General features: G+C 55.3%; 17 protein-coding genes and 1 tRNA gene. 6 read left to right on the top strand and 12 right to left on the bottom strand.

What is annotated here, in order from left to right; all coding sequences use genetic code 11:
- Window positions 1-89: 89 nt before the first annotated feature.
- From fusA to rpsL, 3 genes are all read right to left on the bottom strand, one after another.
- Window positions 90-2,192: an elongation factor G gene (gene fusA, locus WFM49_RS18370; RefSeq protein WP_009464203.1), complete on the bottom strand. Its 2,103-nt coding sequence runs from the start codon at window positions 2,190-2,192 to the stop codon at window positions 90-92.
- 17 nt (window positions 2,193-2,209) lie between these two features.
- The gene (rpsG, locus tag WFM49_RS18365) at window positions 2,210-2,680 is read right to left on the bottom strand and encodes a 30S ribosomal protein S7 (protein WP_003800875.1); all 471 of its coding nucleotides are present in this window, start codon (window positions 2,678-2,680) and stop codon (window positions 2,210-2,212) included.
- 139 nt (window positions 2,681-2,819) lie between these two features.
- Window positions 2,820-3,191: a 30S ribosomal protein S12 gene (gene rpsL / locus WFM49_RS18360; protein ID WP_003800872.1), complete on the bottom strand. Its 372-nt coding sequence runs from the start codon at window positions 3,189-3,191 to the stop codon at window positions 2,820-2,822.
- Between the two features lie 420 nt (window positions 3,192-3,611).
- Between rpsL and WFM49_RS18355 the strand changes: the two genes are divergently transcribed.
- The 6 genes from WFM49_RS18355 (at window position 3,612) to azu (ending at window position 9,596) form a co-directional block, all read left to right on the top strand.
- Complete coding sequence (locus WFM49_RS18355) at window positions 3,612-4,316, top strand: response regulator transcription factor (protein ID WP_009464199.1); 705 nt, start codon at window positions 3,612-3,614, stop codon at window positions 4,314-4,316.
- Window positions 4,317-4,321: 5 nt separating this feature from the next.
- The gene (locus WFM49_RS18350; protein ID WP_336974800.1) at window positions 4,322-5,416 is read left to right on the top strand and encodes a FecR family protein; all 1,095 of its coding nucleotides are present in this window, start codon (window positions 4,322-4,324) and stop codon (window positions 5,414-5,416) included.
- 16 nt (window positions 5,417-5,432) lie between these two features.
- Window positions 5,433-7,400, top strand: coding sequence for a CHASE2 and HATPase_c domain-containing protein (locus WFM49_RS18345; RefSeq protein WP_250756336.1), 1,968 nt, complete (start codon window positions 5,433-5,435; stop codon window positions 7,398-7,400).
- Window positions 7,390-8,184, top strand: a complete 795-nt coding sequence (locus WFM49_RS18340) for a helix-turn-helix transcriptional regulator (RefSeq protein WP_250756337.1) — start codon at window positions 7,390-7,392, stop codon at window positions 8,182-8,184. The genes WFM49_RS18345 and WFM49_RS18340 overlap by 11 nt, the downstream gene beginning before the upstream one ends.
- 74 nt (window positions 8,185-8,258) lie before the next feature.
- Window positions 8,259-8,894, top strand: a complete 636-nt coding sequence (locus WFM49_RS18335) for a LysE family translocator (protein ID WP_250756338.1) — start codon at window positions 8,259-8,261, stop codon at window positions 8,892-8,894.
- 255 nt (window positions 8,895-9,149) lie between these two features.
- Window positions 9,150-9,596 carry an azurin gene (azu, locus tag WFM49_RS18330; protein WP_009464188.1) on the top strand — a complete coding sequence of 149 codons (447 nt, stop codon included), beginning with the start codon at window positions 9,150-9,152 and terminating at the stop codon, window positions 9,594-9,596.
- Window positions 9,597-9,752: 156 nt separating this feature from the next.
- On the opposite strand, the gene rpoC is transcribed toward azu, so the two are convergent.
- From rpoC to WFM49_RS18285, 9 genes are all read right to left on the bottom strand, one after another.
- On the bottom strand, window positions 9,753-14,015 hold the full coding sequence (gene rpoC / locus WFM49_RS18325) for a DNA-directed RNA polymerase subunit beta' (RefSeq protein ID WP_022983338.1): 4,263 nt from the start codon (window positions 14,013-14,015) through the stop codon (window positions 9,753-9,755).
- Window positions 14,015-18,127, bottom strand: a complete 4,113-nt coding sequence (gene rpoB / locus WFM49_RS18320) for a DNA-directed RNA polymerase subunit beta (protein ID WP_022983337.1) — start codon at window positions 18,125-18,127, stop codon at window positions 14,015-14,017. The genes rpoC and rpoB overlap by 1 nt, the downstream gene beginning before the upstream one ends.
- Window positions 18,128-18,289: 162 nt before the next feature.
- Complete coding sequence (gene rplL, locus WFM49_RS18315) at window positions 18,290-18,667, bottom strand: 50S ribosomal protein L7/L12 (protein ID WP_003800851.1); 378 nt, start codon at window positions 18,665-18,667, stop codon at window positions 18,290-18,292.
- Window positions 18,668-18,746: 79 nt separating this feature from the next.
- On the bottom strand, window positions 18,747-19,271 hold the full coding sequence (gene rplJ / locus WFM49_RS18310) for a 50S ribosomal protein L10 (protein WP_009464320.1): 525 nt from the start codon (window positions 19,269-19,271) through the stop codon (window positions 18,747-18,749).
- 233 nt (window positions 19,272-19,504) lie between these two features.
- Window positions 19,505-20,200 carry a 50S ribosomal protein L1 gene (rplA, locus tag WFM49_RS18305; RefSeq protein ID WP_009464321.1) on the bottom strand — a complete coding sequence of 232 codons (696 nt, stop codon included), beginning with the start codon at window positions 20,198-20,200 and terminating at the stop codon, window positions 19,505-19,507.
- A gap of 3 nt (window positions 20,201-20,203) precedes the next feature.
- Complete coding sequence (gene rplK / locus WFM49_RS18300) at window positions 20,204-20,638, bottom strand: 50S ribosomal protein L11 (protein ID WP_009464323.1); 435 nt, start codon at window positions 20,636-20,638, stop codon at window positions 20,204-20,206.
- A gap of 67 nt (window positions 20,639-20,705) precedes the next feature.
- Entirely contained in the window at window positions 20,706-21,239 is a 534-nt protein-coding gene (nusG, locus tag WFM49_RS18295) for a transcription termination/antitermination protein NusG (RefSeq protein ID WP_009464325.1), read from the bottom strand.
- 9 nt (window positions 21,240-21,248) lie between these two features.
- A complete protein-coding gene (gene secE / locus WFM49_RS18290; protein WP_009464327.1) occupies window positions 21,249-21,629 on the bottom strand; it encodes a preprotein translocase subunit SecE in 381 nt (126 codons plus the stop codon).
- Between the two features lie 45 nt (window positions 21,630-21,674).
- A tRNA-Trp gene (locus WFM49_RS18285) sits at window positions 21,675-21,750 on the bottom strand.
- Between the last annotated feature and the right edge of the window lie 95 nt (window positions 21,751-21,845).

Below are 21,845 nucleotides of genomic sequence, written 5' to 3'. Positions count from 1 at the left end.
ACCTTTTGCCATGATTTATCCCAATTATGTTTTACAGGAAAACAAAAAAATTGTTGAGCAGCCCGCCATAGGGCGGGCTGATATTGCTATTACTTACCGCGAGCGCTGATCACTTCGTCAGCCACGTTCTTTGGAGCTTCAGCATATTGCTTGAATTCCATCGTGTACGTAGCGCGACCTTGTGTTTGCGAACGCAGGCTGGTCGAGTAACCGAACATCTCGGCCAGAGGAACCTCGGCCTTGATGACCTTGCCACCACCAACCATATCGTCCATACCCTGAACCATACCGCGACGGGAGGACAAGTCACCCATCACTGTACCGGCGTATTCCTCAGGGGTTTCAACTTCTACAGCCATGGTCGGCTCCAGCAGAACTGGGGCAGCCTTGCGCATACCATCCTTGAAGGCCATCGAAGCGGCCATACGGAAGGCGTTTTCGTTCGAGTCCACATCGTGGTACGAACCGAAGAACAGCGTAGCCTTGACGTCAACCACTGGGTAGCCAGCGACCACACCTGCGGACAGGGTTTCACGAATACCTTTTTCAACGGCAGGAATGAATTCGCGAGGAACCACACCGCCCTTGATGGCGTCAACGAACTCAAAGCCACCGCCTGCTTCCAGGGGCTCCAGCTTGAGGACAACGTGACCGTACTGACCACGACCACCGGACTGTTTGACGAATTTACCTTCGATTTCGTCGCAAGTCTTGCGGATGGTTTCGCGGTAAGCCACTTGTGGTTTACCCACGTTGGCTTCCACGCCGAATTCACGGCGCATGCGGTCTACCAGAACTTCCAGGTGCAGCTCGCCCATACCGGAAATAATGGTCTGGCCGGATTCTTCGTCGCTGCTGACGCGGAAAGAAGGATCTTCCTGAGCCAGACGGGACAAGGCCACGCCCATTTTTTCCTGGTCGGACTTGGTTTTTGGTTCCACAGCCTGCGAAATCACGGGCTCTGGGAACTCCATGCGTTCCAGAATGATGTGCTGACCGGCGTCACACAGAGTTTCACCTGTGGTCACGTCTTTCAGACCCACCACGGAAGCGATGTCACCAGCAACCAGTTCTTTCAGCTCGGCACGGTTGTTTGCGTGCATCTGCAAGATACGGCCGATACGCTCTTTCTTGCCCTTGATAGGGTTGTAGACCGTGTCGCCCGAACGCAGAACGCCCGAGTAAACGCGTACGAAAGTCAATTGACCAACAAAGGGGTCAGTCATCAGCTTGAACGCCAGAGCGGACATTGGCTCTTCGTCGCTGGCTTTACGATGAATGACTTCACCGTCATCGTCCGTACCTTCGACAGGTGGAATATCCACTGGCGATGGCAGGTAATCGATCACGGCGTCCAGCATGCGCTGTACACCCTTGTTCTTGAACGCGGTACCGCACAGCATTGGCTGAATTTCGCAGGCAATGGTACGTGTACGCAGACCCAGGTTGATGTCCTCTTCGGAGAGGTCACCGTTTTCCAGGTACTTGTTCATCAGGTCTTCGCTGGCTTCAGCAGCCGACTCGACCATTTTTTCACGCCATTCTTCAGCCGAAGCTTGCAGCTCGGCAGGAATGTCGGTGTATTCAAACTTCACGCCGTTGCTGGCTTGATCCCAGATGATTGCTTTCATCTTGATCAGGTCAACCACGCCTTGGAAATCTTCTTCAGCGCCGATCGGGATAACGACAGGCACGGGGTGGGCTTTCAGACGCAGCTTGAGCTGGTCGTAAACCTTGAAGAAGTTAGCGCCAGTACGGTCCATCTTGTTGATGAAAGCCAGACGAGGCACACCGTATTTGTTGGCTTGACGCCATACGGTTTCCGACTGAGGCTGAACACCACCCACCGCGCAGTACACCATGCAAGCGCCGTCCAGCACGCGCATGGAACGCTCAACTTCAATAGTGAAGTCAACGTGGCCGGGGGTATCAATGATGTTGATACGGTGTTCTGGGTAATTGCCCGCCATACCACGCCAGAAAGCAGTGGTAGCAGCCGAGGTAATGGTGATCCCGCGCTCTTGCTCTTGCTCCATCCAGTCCATGGTGGCCGAACCTTCGTGGGTTTCGCCCAGTTTGTGGTTCACACCGGTGTAGAACAGGATGCGCTCGGTAGTGGTCGTTTTCCCGGCGTCGATGTGAGCCGAGATACCGATGTTGCGATAGCGCTGAATAGGGGTTTTGCGGGCCATGGTTATATGTCCTCAGATTACCAACGGAAATGGCTGAATGCTTTGTTAGCATCGGCCATCTTGTGCGTGTCTTCACGCTTTTTCATTGCACCGCCACGGCCTTCAGCCGCATCGGACAATTCGCCGGCCAGGCGCAAGTCCATCGATTTTTCACCGCGCTTTTTAGCGGCTTCACGCACCCAGCGCATGGCCAGAGCCAAACGACGCACGGGACGCACTTCGACAGGTACCTGGTAGTTAGCGCCACCAACACGGCGGCTCTTCACTTCAACAACAGGTTTTACATTATTGATGGCAGCATTAAACACTTCGAGCGGATCTTTGCCGGTTTTCTGCGCAATTTGTTCCAGCGCGCCATAAACAATACGTTCGGCAACAGCTTTCTTGCCGGACAGCATGACCACGTTCATGAACTTGGCCAGCTCAACGCTGCCAAATTTCGGGTCAGGTAGGATTTCACGTTTGGGTACTTCGCGACGGCGAGGCATTTTTATTTCCTTGTGACTATTCAGTTGAACCGCTTTTCGCGGTCTCGGTCATTCATGACAAATGACCACTTACCTACCATGGCACTCAGGCCACGGTTGCACGGATCCAGACCAGGGAACTGATCAATGGATACATGGATTACTTGGGACGCTTGGCGCCGTACTTGGAGCGGGCTTGTTTACGATCCTTGACGCCTTGCAGGTCAAGAGCACCGCGAACAATGTGGTAACGCACACCTGGCAAGTCTTTAACACGACCACCACGGACGAGAACGACCGAGTGCTCTTGCAGGTTGTGGCCTTCACCACCGATGTAAGAAATGACTTCGAAGCCGTTGGTCAGACGCACTTTGGCGACTTTACGCAGAGCGGAGTTAGGCTTCTTGGGGGTCGTGGTGTATACACGGGTGCAAACACCGCGGCGTTGTGGGCAGTTCTCGAGCGCAGGGCTCTTGCTGCTAACGCGGCTGACTTCGCGCGGTTTACGCACGAGCTGGCTAATGGTTGGCATGACCTTTACGTATCCTATAACGTACTTTACGTACTGGTTGACGTATATGTTTTGAAAAACGCCGTCCAGTTGGCGGGTGTTGAAACCCTGGACCGGAAGCGGCATTGCGCAATACCACTCCCCATAAAACACGAAAAAGAGCGGTCTTGCACATGGCTTGGGCTTGATTTCAAGCACTAAAAAAGTGCCCGCAGCCCCTAAATTCAGGGCTGCCATCAAATTACTGCAAGGTGTACCGGCAAAGGATCCTTAAAGTAAGCTCTAAAATTTACCACAGTAAACCCTTATAGGTCAACGATTTGGACACCAATCCGGCAGTTTCCCGTTGTCACGGCACACGCATGGAAGCACTTGGTCACTCGCTATCTACATATCGTTATACTGCAGGGCTATTGCACTTCTGCGACAAGGACAATACCCATGATCATCGCTTCCCTGGAAGACGACCTCGTCCAGGCTGAACTGATTGCCCGGATCCTGACCGAGGCTGGCTATGAATGTCGCTCCTTTCATCAAGGAAAGGACCTGCTGGCCGCTCTGGCCAAGCCACATAATTTCGGTTTATTGCTACTGGACTGGGAACTGCCGGACGTCAGCGGCCTGGATGTGTTGCGTTGGGTTCGCACCACACTGGGCCATGCCCTGCCCGTCATATTCCTGACCAGCCGTACCCAGGAAGAGGATCTGGTCACGGGTTTGCAGGCCGGAGCCGACGACTATATTAATAAGCCCGTACGCAAGGGAGAGCTGGTTGCGCGCGTCAATGCCGCTGTGCGCCGTCTGGATCTGAGCACCTCGGCCACTCAGGACAGCCGCTTTTCGTTTGCAGGCTACGACATCTTTCCTGAACAAGGCCATATTGTGCTGAACGGTGAAACCGTTACCCTGGCGCCCAAAGAATTTGAGTTGGCCCTTTTACTGTTTCGCAACCCCGGCCGCCTGTTCTCGCGTGATGTTTTAAGCTCCGCGGTCTGGAACCGGGAAATTCCGGCCACCTCCCGTACGCTGGACACTCATCTGTCCAACATACGCCGTAAACTCCAGTTGCGACCCGAGAACGGGGTACGCCTGACGGCGTCTTACGCCCTGGGCTATCGCCTTGAACTTTTGACCGACCCTAGCTGATTTCTATGATTACTTTGCGTATCGCCGCGCCTCTCGTTTGCGGCCTGATTTGGGGTGGCGTCGTGTCAGCCCAACCTTCTGGCGCCCGCGGCGAAAATTTTGTCTATAAAGTGCTGGCCGGTGACACCTTGCTGGGCATCTCCCAGACCTATACCCGCCAGGACCGCAACTGGTCCGAAATTCAGCGACTGAACGCGGTGGCCGATCCCTACCGTCTACCTATCGGCAAAGAACTGCACATTCCATTTCGCATGATTCCGGAAGTGCCCGCCCCCGCCCGTATCACTCACCAGACCGGCCAAATTCTTGTGAACGGTCAAGCACTGGGTGCAGGAACGACTCATTTGCAAGAAGGCGACCTGATCCGAACAGGCAGCAATGGCTACCTGACGCTGGAGTTGCAAGACGGCAGCCAACTGAGCGTACCCGCACAGGCATCCTTGAGCGTGGCCCGCATGCGTGCCTTTGAAGGCACCGGCCTGACCGACTCGATCATCGCTCTGGACGATGGCGACGTGGAATCACGCGTTTCCCCGGAAAAAACCGGCGTAGGTCGCTTTGAAGTCCGCACCCCTGTCAGCATTACCGGTGTCCGTGGCACCGAATTGCGTGTGCGTACTCACCAAGGCGTGGCTCACAGCGAAGTGCTGGAAGGCCGCGCTGAATTGGGAACCCAGCAACGCAGCACCCCCACCGCCCTGAAGCAGAATCAAGGGGCCGCTGTAGGCACAGATGGCAATATCATGGCGCTGGAGCCATTGTTGCCCGCTCCGCAGATCTCCACGCCCGAGCGTCGCGGTGGCCAATGGAACAGCACGATTCAGGTCGTGCCCGGTGCCCAGGCCTATCTGGTCCAGACCTCTACCGACCCGCAAGGTGCCAAGCTGCTGTCGCGTAACATTACGACAGATACGGATATTCAGTTCGGTGCCTCGCGCCCTGGCACGTACTACGTTACCGTTCGTGCCATTGACCGCCATGGTCTGATGGGCCCGGACACGATCGAAAGCTTTGAAGGCGCAGCCAGCCTGACCAGCTCGGATGGCCAAGCCGTGGTCAGCAATTTTGGCGATCCAATCCTGCTGTCTCAGTTCGAGTAGCTAAACGGCGTACGGCATGAGCAGCCCGGCCCCCAGAAACAGCAAGCTACTCTCTGACCGGATTCGGAAAGAGTGGCATCTGGTTTCGGGCTTGCTGATGCTGCTGACCTTATTGTTCAGCTCCCTGCGTGACGACTTCGCGCTGGGCAAGCTGAACAACCTGATTTACGACTTCACCATGGCAGCCGCTCTTCCACAGGCTGCGCCCCCGGATATTGTCATTGTCGCCATCGACGACTACAGCATCGCCAACCTAGGCTTTTGGCCTTGGCGACGCATCAACCATGCCCAACTGCTAGGCCGTCTCGAACAGGCTCGTGCTGTCGGCATCGATCTGGTTTTTCAGGAACCCAACCCGGCTTACCCCGATGATGACCTGACTCTATCCGAGGCCATACATCATCACGGACGCGTTGTGCTGCCAATGATCTATGACACTCAGCGGCAGGCCGTGCATACCGCCATTCCCGTGCTCAGCCAGGCAGCCCAGGCGTCGGGCTACATCAATATCGAACCTGATTCAGATGGGGTAGTGCGACGTGTCGCCCTGCAGCAGACTACCCCCTTGGGCCGTGTGCTGCCGCACTTCACGATTGCCATGTTGATGACAGGCGGAGATGTGGATCTGGCCCTGCAAGCTCTGGACTCCAGTCAGAAAGACATTCCCCACATTCCCTTTCTGGGCCGCAGCGGCCACTTTCGGACCGTGCCTTACTTCAATGTCCTGAACGGTGATATTCCGCCCTCTTTCTTCAAGGATAAGTATGTGCTGGTAGGAGCCTGGGGCAGTGGACTGGGCGATACCTTTCCTACCCCTTTGTCCAAAGCCGGCATGAGCAGCATGTCGGGCGTGGAGATCCTGGCCAATACCTTGCAAGCCGTACGCAGCAATCATTGGGTGCGCACCCCACCGGCCTGGTTCATTGCGCTGGCCAGTTGCCTGCCAGTCCTGCTGGCATGTCAGGTTCTGATCTATCTGTCGCCACGCGCCACCTTGCTCAGCCTGATCGGGCTGGTCTTTGCGATCCTGCTGGTGAACTGGATCGCCATGCATGGCTTCAATCTGTGGATTCCGCCACTGGCCAGCCTGATTACTGTTCTGTTGGCCTACCCGCTATGGCACTGGCGCAGTCAGGAAGCTGCCCTGAATCAGGTGACCGAAGAACTGAACAAGCTGCAGCTGGAATACCCGGATGTCAGAACTGCTCTGAACGAGCGCCTATCGGGCTTAAGTACACGTAATCTGCCTCATCGTCTGACCCAGCTGCATAAATCCATCAATCTGTTGCGCCAGGCCCAGACCAAGCGTGAAGAGACCTTGCGCTTCATTTCGCATGATATGCGGGCGCCCCAGAACTCCATCCTGGCACTAACGAGCTTGCAACGTCAGGATGACAGCAAGCTGCCGCCAGATCAGTTTCTGCACAAGATGGAAGGCTATGCCGAACAAACGCTGGAACTGGTGGACAACTTCATTAGTCTGGCACGGGCCGAGGCCATGGAAATGGTACTGAGCCCGCTGAACCTGTTTGATCTGTTGGCAGACTGTCTGGATGACGCTTGGGCCAGCGCCAGCAAGCGCTCTATCAGCCTGAACTTGAACGACTCGGAGCTGGTCTGGGTGAACGGCAATGCGCCCATGCTGCGCCGCGCCTTTACCAACCTGATTCAAAACGCCATCAAGTACGGACCGGATGGCAACCAGATTGATATAGACCTTGTGCTGGGCAACAACAGCGTTCAGGTATTCGTCAAAGATCAGGGCTGGGGAATTCCGGCAGAAAATCAGGCGACTATTTTTGAGCCTTATCATCGAGCCCACGAAAATACCGAAGGTGCACCTTCGGGTAGCGGACTAGGTTTGGCCTTTGTGAAAACCGTGATCAACAAACACGGCGGGGATATTGTCCTGGACAGCACGCGTAAGCAAGGCTGTACCTTTATCGTCTCCCTGGCCACGATTGCTATCTCCGATGAAGACTGAATTCTGGCGCGATGCCGCCCTGCCCTATGTAGAAAGCCGACGTGCCTGCAACAGCCGGATCTGCTATCAGGAGCACAGCCACCCCACCTACTCGATTGGCGCCGTTGATGGCGGTGGCAGCGTCTTTACGGGCGCACCCGGCGGCCCGGTCCAGCTTGCACCTGGGTCTGTGGTCTTTGTCCCCGCGCACCGCAGCCATGCCTGCAATCCGTTGCCAGATCAGTCCTGGAGCTATCAGATGCTGCATCTGGATGCGGGGTGGCTGGAGCAACTTTGGCAGGAAAGTACAGAGTTCAGACTTCAAGCCCAGGAGCCCATCCGCGTTAGTCACGAGCCACTGCTTTATGCAGCCTACTGTGACTTGAACTCGCTCTTGTTTTCAGCCGCTCCTCTACTGAGCAAAGAAGCAGCCCTGATCGACTTTTTGCTGCACCACGGCTCAGCCCAATCCCAGCCTTTGGCACCCGCTCCCCCACCTAGCCCCATCTTGCAGAAAACCCTGGATCGCTGGGTTGAAGGCCAATTAGCCACTATCCCCCTGCAAGAACTTGCTCGAGAAACCGGTTTTAGCCGCTACCAGCTGATTCGCGCCTTTCGTCGCCATACCGGCCTGACTCCACAGCGCTGGCAATTGAATCAACGTATCAACCTGGCCCGAAACGCCCTGCGCCAAGGCGACGAACTGGCTGATATTGCCTATCGCCTGGGCTTTGCCGACCAAAGTCATTTTCAGCGTGTCTTCAAGCACTACACCGGTGTCACTCCGGGCCAGTACCGCAGCTAAAGCGCGCGCACTTTTATTCAATACAGCGCCCACGCTTCTGGTCACACTGCAGTTTTGCTTCTGGACGTACCGCCGTGTCCTTGTTCTTGCTGATCGCCAGCACCCATTTCCTGGCCCTGCTTTCCCCCGGCCCCGATTTTTTCCTGATCGCCCGCAGCACCCTGGCCCATGGACGCTGGGTCGCAAGCGGAGCCTGTGCCGGTGTCGCCCTGGCCAATGGCCTGTACATCAGCCTGGCACTAACGGGCTTTGCCCGGATAAGCACTGGCAGCCCTCTCTTTGTGCTGCTACAGGGCGCTGGAGGGCTGTATTTACTGTACTTGGGCGTGAAATTCCTGCAGGTGGCCCATCACACTACTGGGCAATGGATCAAGGCCTCTGAAGCCTCTACAGGCGGCTGGTGGCATCACGCTCTGCTTGGCCTGCTCTCGGGGCTGCTGAATCCCAAGAACGCCTTGTTTTACGCCAGCCTGGCCTCCGTACTGGCCAGTAGCCGCGCTGGTACGGGCCTGCATATCTTGCTGGGTCTGTGGATGTTTTTAATTGTTTTACTCTGGGACTTGTTCATCACCGTTCTGATCGGGCACCCGCTCTGGCAGCAGCGTATACAAAAGCACTTGCCACGTATCGAACAGCTCTGTGGCCTGCTGTTGTGCCTGATCGCCGCTGCCGCCCTCTTCAACGTGGCTCAACACTTGGTCACAAACTAAACATCCCGAAAAGTGAAACCTGATCTGCACCGCCGTCAAGCTCCCTGAAGGTGATAGAGTGAGGCTGTTAGAGCCACATCAAACGATGGGAAAACAAATCATTTACGGTCTCGGACGCGGCGATATAAGCCGGTAAAATAGTCCGGGTCTTTGTTTTGTTAAGCACCTTGAGTGCGCTACAGTCTATGCTGTAAGACCGGAACAACACCCCCGTGTCCCGTTCCTTTTTTTGTCAGTTTTCAAGGAGTTACTAGAATGTTTGCCAAAATCGCTTTCACAGCCGTTCTTGGATTGGCCAGCGTGCCTGCTTTTGCTGCTTGCGACGTTACCATCGAAGGCAATGACTCCATGCAGTTCAACACCAAGAGCATCGTTGTTGACAAGACATGCAAGGAATTCACAATCAACCTGAAACATACTGGCAAGCTGCCTAAAGCAGCCATGGGCCACAACGTCGTTATCTCGAAGAAAGCCGATGAAAGCGCTGTTGCTACCGATGGCATGAAAGCCGGTCTGGACAACAACTACGTTAAAGCCGGTGACGAGCGCGTGATCGCTCACACTGACGTGATCGGCGGCGGTGAAAGCACCTCCGTAACCTTTGACGTCTCCAAGCTGAAAGAAGGCGAAGACTACGCATTCTTCTGCTCCTTCCCAGGTCACTGGAGCATCATGACTGGCGAAATCAAGCTGGGTAGCTAAGCGCATCCGCTTGTAGCCGCCAGGCGGCCATAAAAAATCCCCACGTGGCCTGGCCATGTGGGGATTTTTTTTAGCTCGAGCTATCTGGTTTTAACCGACTACCTGAAGGTAGCGGCCCACCCTGGATAAACAGGGTGGGGAACCACCAAGTCTTGCTTATTCCTGATCGCCCTCTGGGGCTGCAGGTTGCTGCTCGGGCTCGGAGGCGCCGGACACAAAGACCGGGTCTTCCGAAGGCTCAGGAGCCGACGCAAACGGGTTTTCCAGTTCACGGGCTGCTTTGCGCTCTGCCACTTCAAAGGCTTCTTTTTCCTTGCGGGCGGAATGGAAGGCCATACCGGTACCAGCAGGAATCAGACGACCCACGATCACGTTTTCTTTCAGACCACGCAGATCGTCGGTTTTGCCCATGATGGCCGCTTCAGTCAACACGCGGGTGGTTTCCTGGAAGGAAGCCGCCGAGATGAAGGAGTCGGTCGACAGCGAGGCCTTGGTAATACCCAGCAGCACGTTTTCGTACGTAGCTGGAATACCGTTTTCGGCCAGAACGCGATCGTTCTCGTTCAACAGTTCGGAGCGTTCAACCTGTTCACCCGTGATGAAGTTGGTATCACCGGCATCCACAATGTTCACGCGGCGCAGCATCTGACGAACAATCACTTCAATGTGCTTGTCGTTGATCTTCACACCCTGCAGACGGTAAACGTCCTGCACTTCGTTAACAATGTAGTTGGCCAGCTTCTCGATACCCTTCAAGCGCAGGATGTCGTGCGGATCGGCTGGGCCGTCCACAATCATCTCGCCCTTGTTCACCACTTGACCGTCGTGAGCCAGAACCTGTTTTTCCTTCGGAATCAGGAACTCGTGGCTGACGCCGTCCAGGTCGGTAATGACCAGACGCTGTTTGCCCTTGGTGTCCTTACCGAAGGAAACCGTACCCGTAACTTCGGCCAGCAGGCCGGCGTCCTTGGGCGAACGAGCTTCGAACAGTTCGGCCACACGTGGCAGACCACCGGTAATGTCTCGAGTCTTTTGCGATTCCTGGGGAATACGCGCCAGAATCTCACCCACGGACACTTGCTGACCGTCGCGAACGGTAATCAACGCGCCCACCGGGAAGGAGATATTGACCATGTGATCGGTACCAGCGATCTTGATCTCCTGACCTTGCTCGTTCAGCAGCTTGATCTGAGGACGCATGGTGATCTTGCCACCACGTGTCTTGGGAGTGATCACAACCAGAGTCGACAGACCGGTCACTTCGTCCACCTGACGAGCCACGGTCACGCCTTCTTCGATGTTCTCGAAGCGAACGGTACCGGTGTACTCGGACACGATAGGACGGGTCAGCGGATCCCAGCTTGCCAGACGCTGGCCAGCCTTGATGGCTTCACCATCGCCCACCGTAATGGTGGCACCGTAAGGCACTTTGTGGCGTTCACGTTCACGACGGTTGTCGTCAAAAATAACGATTTCACCGGAACGGGAGATCGCAACGCGTTCGCCCTTGGCGTTGGTCACATAACGCAGACCAATTTCAAAACCGACCGTACCAGCCGTCTTGGTTTCCACCGAGCTTGCCAGCGCTGCACGCGAAGCCGCACCACCAATGTGGAACGTACGCATGGTCAGCTGGGTACCCGGTTCACCGATGGACTGAGCAGCGATAACACCGATGGCTTCACCACGGTTAACCAGCATACCGCGGCCCAGATCGCGACCGTAGCAGCTTGCGCACAAGCCGTGACGGGTTTCGCAAGTCAGCGGAGTGCGGATCTTGACTTCATCAATACCCAGATTGTCGATCAGGTCGACCAGGTCCTCGTTCAGCAAGGTGCCGGCGGGGATAACCAGTTCCTGATTGTCAGGGTTGACGATGTCGGTCGAGGCCACACGGCCCAGAATCAGATCGCGCAGGGGCTCGATAACCTCACCACCATCCAGGATGGCTTTCATGGTGTAGCCGCCCTTGGTACCGCAATCGTCTTCGGTAATGACCAGATCTTGAGTCACGTCGACCAGACGACGAGTCAGGTAACCGGAGTTAGCCGTCTTCAAGGCCGTGTCGGCCAGACCCTTACGAGCACCGTGAGTCGAAATAAAGTACTGCAGTACGTTCAGACCTTCACGGAAGTTCGCGGTAATAGGCGTTTCAATAATGGAGCCATCAGGCTTGGCCATCAGACCACGCATACCAGCCAGCTGACGAATCTGTGCAGCCGAACCACGAGCACCGGAGTCCGCCATCATGTAGATGGAGTTGAAGGACTCTTGACGTACTTCTTCACCAAAACGGTTGATCACTGGCTCGGAAGCCAGCTGTTCCATCATGGCCTTACCCACGCGGTCACCGGCTTTGCCCCAGATGTCCACTACGTTGTTGTAGCGTTCCTGAGCGGTCACCAGACCCGAGGAGTACTGCTTGTCAATTTCTTTAACTTCGTTGCTAGCCTGAGCCAGGATGCTTTCCTTGACGACAGGCACAACCATGTCATTCATGGCGATGGAAATACCACCACGAGTTGCCAGACGGAAACCGGACTGCATCAACTTGTCGGCAAAAATCACGGTGGCACGCAGGCCGCAGCGACGGAAGGACTGGTTGATCAGACGCGAAATTTCTTTCTTCTTCAACGCACGGTTCAATGCGGTGAAAGGCATGCCCTTGGGCAGAATTTCTGACAGCAAGGCACGGCCAGCAGTCGTTTCGTAACGCTTGATGGTCTTGACCCACTCACCGTCTTCGCCCTTCTCGAATTCTTCGATACGGACGGTCAGACGAGTTTGCAGCTCGACTTCCTTGTTGTCGTAAGCGCGCTGAACTTCAGCCACGTCGGCCATGAACAAGCCTTCGCCCTTGCCGTTTACCAGTTCGCGGGTCGCATAGTACAGACCCAACACGATATCCTGGGAAGGAACGATGGATGGTTCGCCGTTGGCGGGGAACAGCACGTTGTTGGAGGCCAGCATCAAAGTGCGCGCTTCCAGCTGGGCTTCCAGCGACAGCGGCACGTGAACGGCCATCTGGTCACCGTCAAAGTCAGCGTTAAAGGCGGCACACACCAGAGGGTGCAGCTGAATCGCTTTACCTTCGATCAGGACCGGTTCAAAAGCCTGAATACCCAAACGGTGCAGCGTAGGCGCACGGTTCAGCATCACGGGATGCTCGCGGATCACCTCTTCGAGGATGTCCCACACCACCGGTTCCTGGCTTTCCACCAACTTCTTGGCTGCCTTGATGGTCGTAGCCAGACCCATCAATTCCAGACGGTTGAAGATGAACGGCTTGAACAGTTCCAGCGCCATCAGTTTGGGCAGACCGCACTGGTGCAGCTTCAACTGAGGACCCACCACAATCACGGAACGACCGGAGTAGTCCACGCGCTTGCCCAGCAGGTTCTGACGGAAACGACCGCTCTTGCCCTTGATCATGTCGGCCAGGGACTTCAGTTGACGCTTGTTGGCGCCGGTCATGGCTTTACCGCGACGACCGTTATCCAGCAAGGAGTCCACGGACTCTTGCAGCATACGTTTTTCGTTGCGCAAGATGATGTCCGGTGCCTTCAGTTCCAGCAGACGCTTCAAACGGTTATTACGGTTGATAACGCGGCGGTACAGATCGTTCAGGTCGGAAGTCGCAAAGCGGCCGCCGTCCAGTGGTACCAGCGGACGCAGGTCCGGTGGCAGCACGGGCAGCACTTCCATGATCATCCAGTCTGGCTTGATGCCGGATTTCTGGAAGCCTTCCAGCACTTTCAAACGCTTGGAGATCTTCTTGATCTTGGCATCCGAGCCGGTGGCTTTCAGTTCGGCACGCAGGCGCTCGACTTCGCGATCGATGTCGATCGTACGCAGCAGTTCGCGCACCGCTTCCGCGCCCATCAGGGCGTGGAAGTCGTCACCGTACTCTTCAGTCTTGGCCAGGAAATCGTCATCGGACATGATCTGACCGCGCTTGAGCGGGGTCATGCCAGGTTCGATTACGCACCATGCTTCAAAGTACAGCACGCGCTCGATGTCACGCAGTGTCATGTCCAGCACCATGCCCAGACGGGATGGCAGGCTCTTCAGGAACCAGATGTGAGCAACCGGGCAGGCCAGTTCAATGTGACCCATGCGCTCGCGACGCACCTTGGAGACGGTGACTTCAACGCCACACTTCTCGCAGATGACGCCACGGTGCTTCAGGCGCTTGTACTTGCCGCACAGACATTCGTAGTCCTTGATGGGACCAAAAATCTTGGCGCAGAACAGACCATCGCGCTCGGGTTTGAACGTGCGATAGTTGATGGTCTCTGGCTTGCGGACTTCACCGAAAGACCAGGACCGGATTTTCTCGGGCGAGGCGATGCCGATCTTGATGGCATCGAACTGCTCGTCCTGAGTGACTTGTTTAAAGAGATCGAGTAGCGCTTTCATTATTTACGCTCCAAATCCATGTCCAGGGACAAGGAACGGATTTCCTTGACCAGAACGTTAAAGGACTCCGGCATACCGGCGTCGATCACGTGGTCACCCTTGACAATATTCTCGTAGACCTTGGTACGGCCGGCGATGTCGTCGGATTTAACCGTGAGCATTTCCTGCAGGGTGTAGGCGGCGCCATACGCTTCCAGCGCCCAGACTTCCATCTCCCCGAAACGCTGACCACCGAACTGCGCCTTACCACCCAGCGGCTGCTGAGTAACCAGGGAGTACGGACCTGTCGAACGAGCGTGCATCTTGTCATCGACCAGGTGATGCAGCTTCAGGTAGTGCATATAGCCTACGGTGACCATACGCTCAAAGGCTTCGCCGGTACGACCGTCAAACAGGCGAACCTGCGTGCGGTGTGGTGCCAGCTGCAGTTTTTCGGCGATGTCGTCAGGGTAGGCCAGACGCAACATCTGGTCGATTTCCTGCTCGGTTGCACCGTCGAACACTGGCGTAGCCAATGGCAGACCTTTCTGCAAGTTGGTGGCCATGTTCATCACTTCGTCGTCAGTCAACTCGTTGATGCGAGTCTTCTTGCCGGCAGTGTTGTAGACCTTGTCCAGGAACGCGCGCAGTTCGGAAACCTGCACGTTCTTTTCTTCTTGCATCATGTCGTTGATGCGGTGGCCAATACCCTTGGCAGCCCAACCCAGGTGAACTTCCAGAACCTGACCCACGTTCATACGCGAAGGCACGCCCAGCGGGTTCAGAACGATGTCCACAGGGGTACCGTCAGCCATGTGCGGCATGTCTTCCACGGGAACGATGCGGGAAACCACACCCTTGTTACCGTGACGGCCAGCCATCTTGTCACCAGGCTGCAGACGACGCTTAACAGCCAGGTAAACCTTGACCATCTTCAGCACGCCAGGAGGCAACTCGTCGCCTTGGGTGAGCTTCTTGCGCTTTTCTTCAAAAGCCAAGTCGAACTGGTGACGCTTTTGCTCCAAGGATTCCTTGGTGTGCTCCAGCACCAGTGCGTGTTGCTCGTCAGCCAGACGAATGTCGAACCACTGCCAGCGATCCAGATCGTTCAGGTAGTCAGCGGTCAGCTCGGTGCCCTTGGGCAGCTTGCGTGGACCACCGTTGACGGTTTTGCCGACCAGGAACTTCAAGGCACGGTCAAAGGCGTCGTCTTCAACGATTTGCAGCTGGTCGTTCAGGTCCTGACGGTAGCGACGCAGTTCATCATCAATGATGGACTGAGCACGCTTGTCACGCTCGATACCTTCACGGGTAAAGACTTGAACGTCGATCACCGTACCGACCATGCCCGAAGGCACGCGCAGGGAGGTGTCTTTAACGTCAGAGGCTTTTTCACCAAAAATGGCGCGCAGCAGCTTTTCTTCCGGAGTCAGCTGAGTTTCACCCTTGGGTGTCACTTTACCGACCAGCACGTCGTCGGCACGCACTTCGGCACCGATGTACACAATGCCGGAATCGTCCAGACGGTTCAGCTGAATTTCGGACAGGTTGCTGATATCGCGGGTGATATCCTCAGGTCCCAGCTTCGTGTCACGGGCAACAACCGTCAACTCTTCGATGTGAACCGACGTGTAACGATCGTCAGCCACGACCTTCTCGGAGATCAGAATCGAGTCCTCGAAGTTGTAGCCGTTCCAGGGCATGAAGGCGATCAGCATGTTCTGACCCAGAGCCAATTCGCCCAGGTCAGTCGATGCGCCGTCAGCCAGCACGTCACCACGAGCCACGATATCGCCACGTTTGACGATAGGACGCTGGTTGATGTTGGTGTTCTGGTTGGAACGGGTGTACTTGGTCATGTTGTAGATATCTACACCGACCTCGCCAGCCACGTTCTCGTCATCGTGTACGCGAATAACCACGCGCTGTGCGTCAACGTCTACAACCACACCGCCACGACGGGCCTGTACGGTGGTACCCGAGTCAACAGCAACAGTACGTTCGATACCGGTACCGACCAAAGGCTTCTCAGGGCGCAGGCAAGGAACTGCCTGACGCTGCATGTTGGCGCCCATCAGTGCTCGGTTAGCGTCATCGTGCTCCAGGAACGGAATCAGCGAAGCAGCCACAGACACGATCTGCGAAGGAGCCACGTCCATGTAATGGATGTTCTCTGGCGCAGTCATCATGGTTTCGCCAGCTTCACGGCAGGCAACCAGATCGTCAGCAAAAGCACCGTCTTCGGTCAACTCGGCGTTAGCCTGAGCGATGACGTAATTGCTTTCTTCAATAGCCGACAGGTAATCGATCTGTTCACTGACCTTGCCGTCAACAATCTTGCGGTAAGGCGTTTCCAGGAAGCCGTACTCGTTCAGACGAGCGTACAGCGCCATGGAGTTGATCAGACCAATGTTTGGACCTTCAGGCGTTTCAATCGGGCACACGCGACCGTAGTGGGTTGGGTGCACGTCGCGCACCTCAAAGCCCGCACGTTCACGAGTCAGACCACCAGGGCCCAGTGCCGAAACACGACGCTTGTGCGTGATCTCGGACAGCGGGTTGGTTTGGTCCATAAATTGCGACAGCTGGCTGGAACCGAAGAACTCCTTGACAGCCGCAGAGATGGGCTTGGAGTTGATCAGATCGTGCGGCATCAGGTTTTCGGTCTCGGCTTGGCCCAGACGTTCCTTGACAGCACGTTCCACACGCACCAGACCGGCGCGGAACTGGTTTTCGGCCAATTCGCCCACGCAACGAACACGACGGTTACCCAGGTGATCGATATCGTCGATCTGACCGCGGCCGTTACGCAGATTCACCAGCACCTGAATGGTGTCCAGGATGTCTTCGTCGGTCAGGGTCATGGGACCTTCAATGCTGTCACCACGGCCCAGACGGCTGTTCACCTTCATGCGACCCACGCGCGACAAGTCGTAGGACTCTTCGCTGTAGAACAGACGGTTGAACAAAGCCTCAACCGCTTCTTCGGTTGGTGGCTCGCCGGGACGCATCATGCGATAGATCGCGATGCGTGCAGCATTGGAATCCGCTGTTTCGTCCGTGCGCAGGGTCAGGGAGATAAAGCCGCCCTGATCCAGTTCGTTGACGTACAGGGTCTCGAAATCACGCACATTGGCTGCGCGCATTTCAGCCAGAATGGATTCGGTAATTTCGTCGTTGGCGTTGGCAATCACCTCGCCGGTTTCGGCGTTGATGATGTTCTTGGCCAGCACACGACCCAGAAGGAAATCTTCCGGGATGGAAATGTATTCGATCTTGGCTGCTTGCAGGTCGCGCAAATGCTTGGCATTGATACGCTTGTCCTTTTCAACCAGTACGCGACCATCACGGTCGGTAATGTCGAAACGGGCAACCTCGCCCTTCCAGTGTTCTGGAACGAATTGCAGCTTGCCACCTTCCTGATGCAGTTCGATGTGATCGAACTCGAAGAAGTGGGCCAGGATCTGTTCTGGCGTCAGGCCAATGGCCTTCAGCAAGATAGTCACAGGCATCTTGCGACGACGGTCGATACGGAAGAACAGAATGTCCTTGGGATCGAACTCGAAGTCCAGCCAGGAACCACGGTAAGGAATCACGCGAGCCGAGAACAGCAACTTGCCCGAGCTGTGCGTTTTACCGCGGTCGTGTTCAAAGAACACGCCGGGGGAACGGTGCAGCTGGGAAACGATGACTCGTTCGGTACCGTTGATCACAAAAGAGCCGTTATCAGTCATCAGGGGCATTTCGCCCATGTAGACTTCTTGCTCTTTTACTTCCTTGACGGTAGGCTTGCTCACCTCGCGGTCCATAAGGACCAGACGAACCTTCGCCCGCAAGGGGGAAGCATAGGTCAAACCACGAAGTTGACACTCTTTGACGTCGAACACCGGCTCGCCGAGCGTATAGCTCACGAACTCTAGCCGCGCCATTTGGTTATGGCTTACTATTGGAAATATGGAACTGAAAGCTTCCTGCAAGCCTTCAACCTTACGCTGAGAAGGCAGCGTGTCCTTCTGCAAGAAGGTTCTGAAAGAATGCAGCTGGGTAGCCAACAGGTAAGGAACCTGCTGTACGTCTTCACGTTTGGCGAAGCTCTTGCGTATGCGCTTTTTTTCGGTGTACGAATAAGGCATGAGCACTCCGACTCAAGGGTTACACGGACCGTCAACCACGGCCCTGGTTTACGACTCTAAAAAACCCGACTTTCTACAATACTAATTAAAAATCATGGGTTTTCTGGAAACGCAAAAGCCCGGGAAGGCTTGAAACGCATTCCCGGGCATCTATCGATACTCTTACTTGAGCTCGATCTTGGCGCCAGCTTCTTCCAGCTTCTTCTGAGCGTCTTCAGCATCAGCTTTGGACAAGCCTTCTTTAACAGCCTTAGGAGCACCGTCAACCAGGTCTTTGGCTTCTTTCAGGCCCAGACCGGTGATTTCGCGCACGACTTTAATGACGCTAACTTTATTTGCGCCAACGTCAGCCAGGAACACGGTGAATTCGGTTTGCTCTTCAGCGGCAGCAGCAGCGCCACCAGCAGCAGGAGCTGCAACAGCAACAGCGGCGGCAGCAGCCGACACACCGAATTTTTCTTCCATTTCTTTGATCAGCTCGGACAGTTCGAGCACGGACATTGCGCCGATGGCGTCAAGGATTTCAGCTTTAGTAGCCATTTTTAAGAACTCCAGATATTAGGTAAATGCCAGGTTTGGTTGTCGTTCGCAACGACGAAGTTTCCTGAAGGAAAACTGCTTACGCAGCTTCTTTCTGATCGCGCACAGCCGCCAGGCCGCGAACAAACTTGGTGGGAACTTCGTTAAGCGTACGCACAAAAGTAGCGATAGGTGCTTGCATGGTGCCCAGCAGTTTCGCCAGCAATTCTTCGCGCGAGGGCATTGTGGCCAGAGCCTTAACACCATCAGCATTCAGAACGCTATTGGGCAGCGCACCACCCATGATGACCAATTTGTCATTGGTCTTGGCAAAATCTGCAACGACTTTCGCCGCAGCAACGGGATCTTCACTGATGGCGTACATCAGAGGACCCACGAGCTGGCTGGAGATACCGTCAAACGAGGTACCTGCCAACGAACGACGAACCAGGGTGTTTTTCAACACACGCAGGTAGACGCCAGACTCACGCGCTTTTTTGCGCAATACGGTAGCAGAAGCGACGTCCAGACCACGGTACTCGGCGATAATGATCGATTGGGCCTTTGCCAGTTCGGCAGTGACTTCTTCGATGACTACCGCTTTCTCTTCACGATTGAGACTCACGGTTGAACACTCCTTCAAACGATGTCGGGAAGGCTTCCCAACATCAACCGAATGCGGCGCACCTGGACGAGTTCTATAACGAATTCTTCCACGGGCGCCGTCTACGTTGGATGGGACGTTCTGCCCCGATTAAGCAGTGAGATGACAAGTCAGCCAACTGCTCCAACGGTCTTTGACAGCAGTGACCCTGTAAACAGGATCACAGCCCAAAGTTCTTTTTTTCTAACTGTTGATTAAACAGTCAGAGATGCAATTTCAACACGTGCACCGCCACCCATGGTGGAGGACACGGCAACCTTGCGCAGGTAAACACCCTTGGCAGCGGCTGGACGAGCCTTGTTCAAGGCGTCAACCAAAGCAGCCAGGTTGGTCTGCAGCTGTTCAACGTTGAACGAAGCGCGGCCAATGGTGCTGTGAATGATACCGGCCTTGTCGGTACGGTATTGAACTTGACCAGCCTTGGCGTTCTTAACAGCCGTAGCAACGTCAGGAGTCACAGTACCAACCTTGGGGTTTGGCATCAGGCCGCGAGGACCCAGAACCTGACCCAGGGTACCAACGACACGCATGGTGTCAGGCGAAGCGATCACAACGTCAAAGTCCATTTGACCGGCTTTGATTTGCTCAGCCAGGTCGTCCAGACCAACGATGTCAGCACCAGCTTCACGAGCGGCGTCGGCTTTTTCGCCTTGGGCGAAAACGGCAACACGCACGGTTTTACCGGTACCAGCAGGCAGAACCACGGAGCCACGGACCAGTTGGTCGGACTTACGAGGATCGATGCCCAGCTGAACAGCGATATCGATGGATTCGTCGAACTTGGCAGTGGCAGTATCTTTCACCAGGGCCAGAGCTTCGGCCACAGGGTAGAACTTGTTGCGGTCGATCTTGGCAGCAATAGCGGCTGCGCGTTTGCTTACTTTAGCCATGACTTACACCACCCCTTCAACGTTGATGCCCATGCTGCGAGCGCTACCAGCGATGGTACGCACAGCGGCGTCCAGATCGGCAGCGGTCAGGTCGGGTTGTTTGGTCTTGGCGATTTCTTCAGCCTGAGCGCGGGTCAGCGTACCGACTTTATCCACGTTAGGACGTGCAGAACCGGATTTGATACCAGCAGCCTTTTTGATCAGGATGGTTGCTGGAGGAGTCTTCATGATGAACGTGAAGCTCTTGTCAGCAAAAGCGGTGATCACCACAGGAATTGGCAGACCGGGTTCCAGACCCTGTGTCTGGGCGTTGAACGCCTTGCAGAATTCCATGATGTTCAGACCGCGCTGACCCAGCGCTGGACCGATTGGAGGGGATGGGTTTGCCTTACCAGCTGGGACTTGCAGCTTGATAAAGCCGACGATTTTCTTCGCCATGCTTAGCTCCTTGCGGGTGATGACGCCTGGCACATGATGCGACAGGCTTCCCGGGGGTTGTAATTAATCAGGTCTTTTCGACTTGATCGAAATCGAGTTCAACGGGGGTGGCGCGACCGAAAATAGTAACGGTGACACGAACCTTGTTTTTCTCGTAGTTAACTTCTTCGACGTTACCGTTAAAGTCTGCAAACGGACCGTCCTTGACGCGTACCAGTTCGCCAACCTCGAACAGCACTTTGTGCCGTGGCTTCTCAACGCCCTCTTCCATTTGCGACAGGATTTTTTCCACTTCGCGCTCGGAGATGGGAGCGGGACGGTTACCGGAACCGCCCAAAAAGCCGGTGACTCGCGGCGTACTTTTTACCAAGTGCCAGGTTTCGTCGGTCAAGGCCATCTCGACCAGAACGTAACCAGGGTAAATACGTCGCTCTGTAATTGATTTCTTGCCGTTCTTTACTTCAACGACTTCTTCCGATGGAACCAGAATGCGACCAAACGCTTCTTGGAGATCAGCGCGTTCAATGCGCTCCACCAGAGCTTTGTGCACGCTTTTTTCCATGCCGGAATAAACGTGAACCACATACCAGCGTTTGCTCATGTGTGCCCTTTATTTCCAGCCCAGCAACAGGCCATAAATGATCCAGCCGAGCCCTTTGTCAATCAGCCACAACAAGATGGCCATAACGGCAACAAACACAAAGACGATACCCGTCATTTGCGTTGCTTCTTTACGGGATGGCCAGTGAACGCGACGCACTTCCGTGTAGGCATCACGAGAAAAAGCGACCAGGCGGCGGCCTGTATCGCTAAACCAGATGATCAATACGGCGACGATTAAGCTGGCAACAAATACCCCAGCGCGAACCAGTGAATTTTGGCCATCCAGAACGGAATAGCCAACAATACCGGCGGCGACGACTAGGACCGCTAGGCCCAGCTTGATGCGCTCGGAACCTCGGTTAACGGTTTCTACGTTGGTATTCGACATATTCCGACGAGTGACGCCACGCGAGGTGGTGGCGAGTGACTGTGGTGGCAGGGGCAGAAGGAATCGAACCCTCAACCTTCGGTTTTGGAGACCGACGCTCTGCCAATTGAGCTATACCCCTATACCTTGACAAACCGTAGCGCGCTACTTTGCTACGTTTGGCTTTTAGGCAAAAGAGGATATTAACCTCTTTCGCCCAAAATTACTACTCTTTTT

This window comes from Alcaligenes sp. PF14, assembly GCF_037150615.1.
Classification (GTDB): domain Bacteria; phylum Pseudomonadota; class Gammaproteobacteria; order Burkholderiales; family Burkholderiaceae_B; genus Alcaligenes; species Alcaligenes phenolicus.
Note: the sequence above shows the minus strand (reverse complement) of the source record. Positions and strands in the feature narration are given on the sequence as shown.

Bases quoted from the DNA above. Each gene is read 5' to 3' on its own strand.
- rpoB (WP_022983337.1), bottom strand. From the start codon at position 18,127: ATGCCTTATTCGTACACCGAAAAAAAGCGCATACGCAAGAGCTTCGCC.
- secE (WP_009464327.1), bottom strand. From the start codon at position 21,629: ATGTCGAATACCAACGTAGAAACCGTTAACCGAGGTTCCGAGCGCATC.
- rpoC (WP_022983338.1), bottom strand. From the start codon at position 14,015: ATGAAAGCGCTACTCGATCTCTTTAAACAAGTCACTCAGGACGAGCAG.
- rpsG (WP_003800875.1), bottom strand. From the start codon at position 2,680: ATGCCTCGCCGTCGCGAAGTACCCAAACGTGAAATCCTACCTGACCCG.
- nusG (WP_009464325.1), bottom strand. From the start codon at position 21,239: ATGAGCAAACGCTGGTATGTGGTTCACGTTTATTCCGGCATGGAAAAA.
- azu (WP_009464188.1), top strand. From the start codon at position 9,150: ATGTTTGCCAAAATCGCTTTCACAGCCGTTCTTGGATTGGCCAGCGTG.
- WFM49_RS18340 (WP_250756337.1), top strand. From the start codon at position 7,390: ATGAAGACTGAATTCTGGCGCGATGCCGCCCTGCCCTATGTAGAAAGC.
- WFM49_RS18350 (WP_336974800.1), top strand. From the start codon at position 4,322: ATGATTACTTTGCGTATCGCCGCGCCTCTCGTTTGCGGCCTGATTTGG.
- rplA (WP_009464321.1), bottom strand. From the start codon at position 20,200: ATGGCTAAAGTAAGCAAACGCGCAGCCGCTATTGCTGCCAAGATCGAC.
- rpsL (WP_003800872.1), bottom strand. From the start codon at position 3,191: ATGCCAACCATTAGCCAGCTCGTGCGTAAACCGCGCGAAGTCAGCCGC.
- rplL (WP_003800851.1), bottom strand. From the start codon at position 18,667: ATGGCTACTAAAGCTGAAATCCTTGACGCCATCGGCGCAATGTCCGTG.
- WFM49_RS18345 (WP_250756336.1), top strand. From the start codon at position 5,433: ATGAGCAGCCCGGCCCCCAGAAACAGCAAGCTACTCTCTGACCGGATT.
- fusA (WP_009464203.1), bottom strand. From the start codon at position 2,192: ATGGCCCGCAAAACCCCTATTCAGCGCTATCGCAACATCGGTATCTCG.
- WFM49_RS18355 (WP_009464199.1), top strand. From the start codon at position 3,612: ATGATCATCGCTTCCCTGGAAGACGACCTCGTCCAGGCTGAACTGATT.
- rplK (WP_009464323.1), bottom strand. From the start codon at position 20,638: ATGGCGAAGAAAATCGTCGGCTTTATCAAGCTGCAAGTCCCAGCTGGT.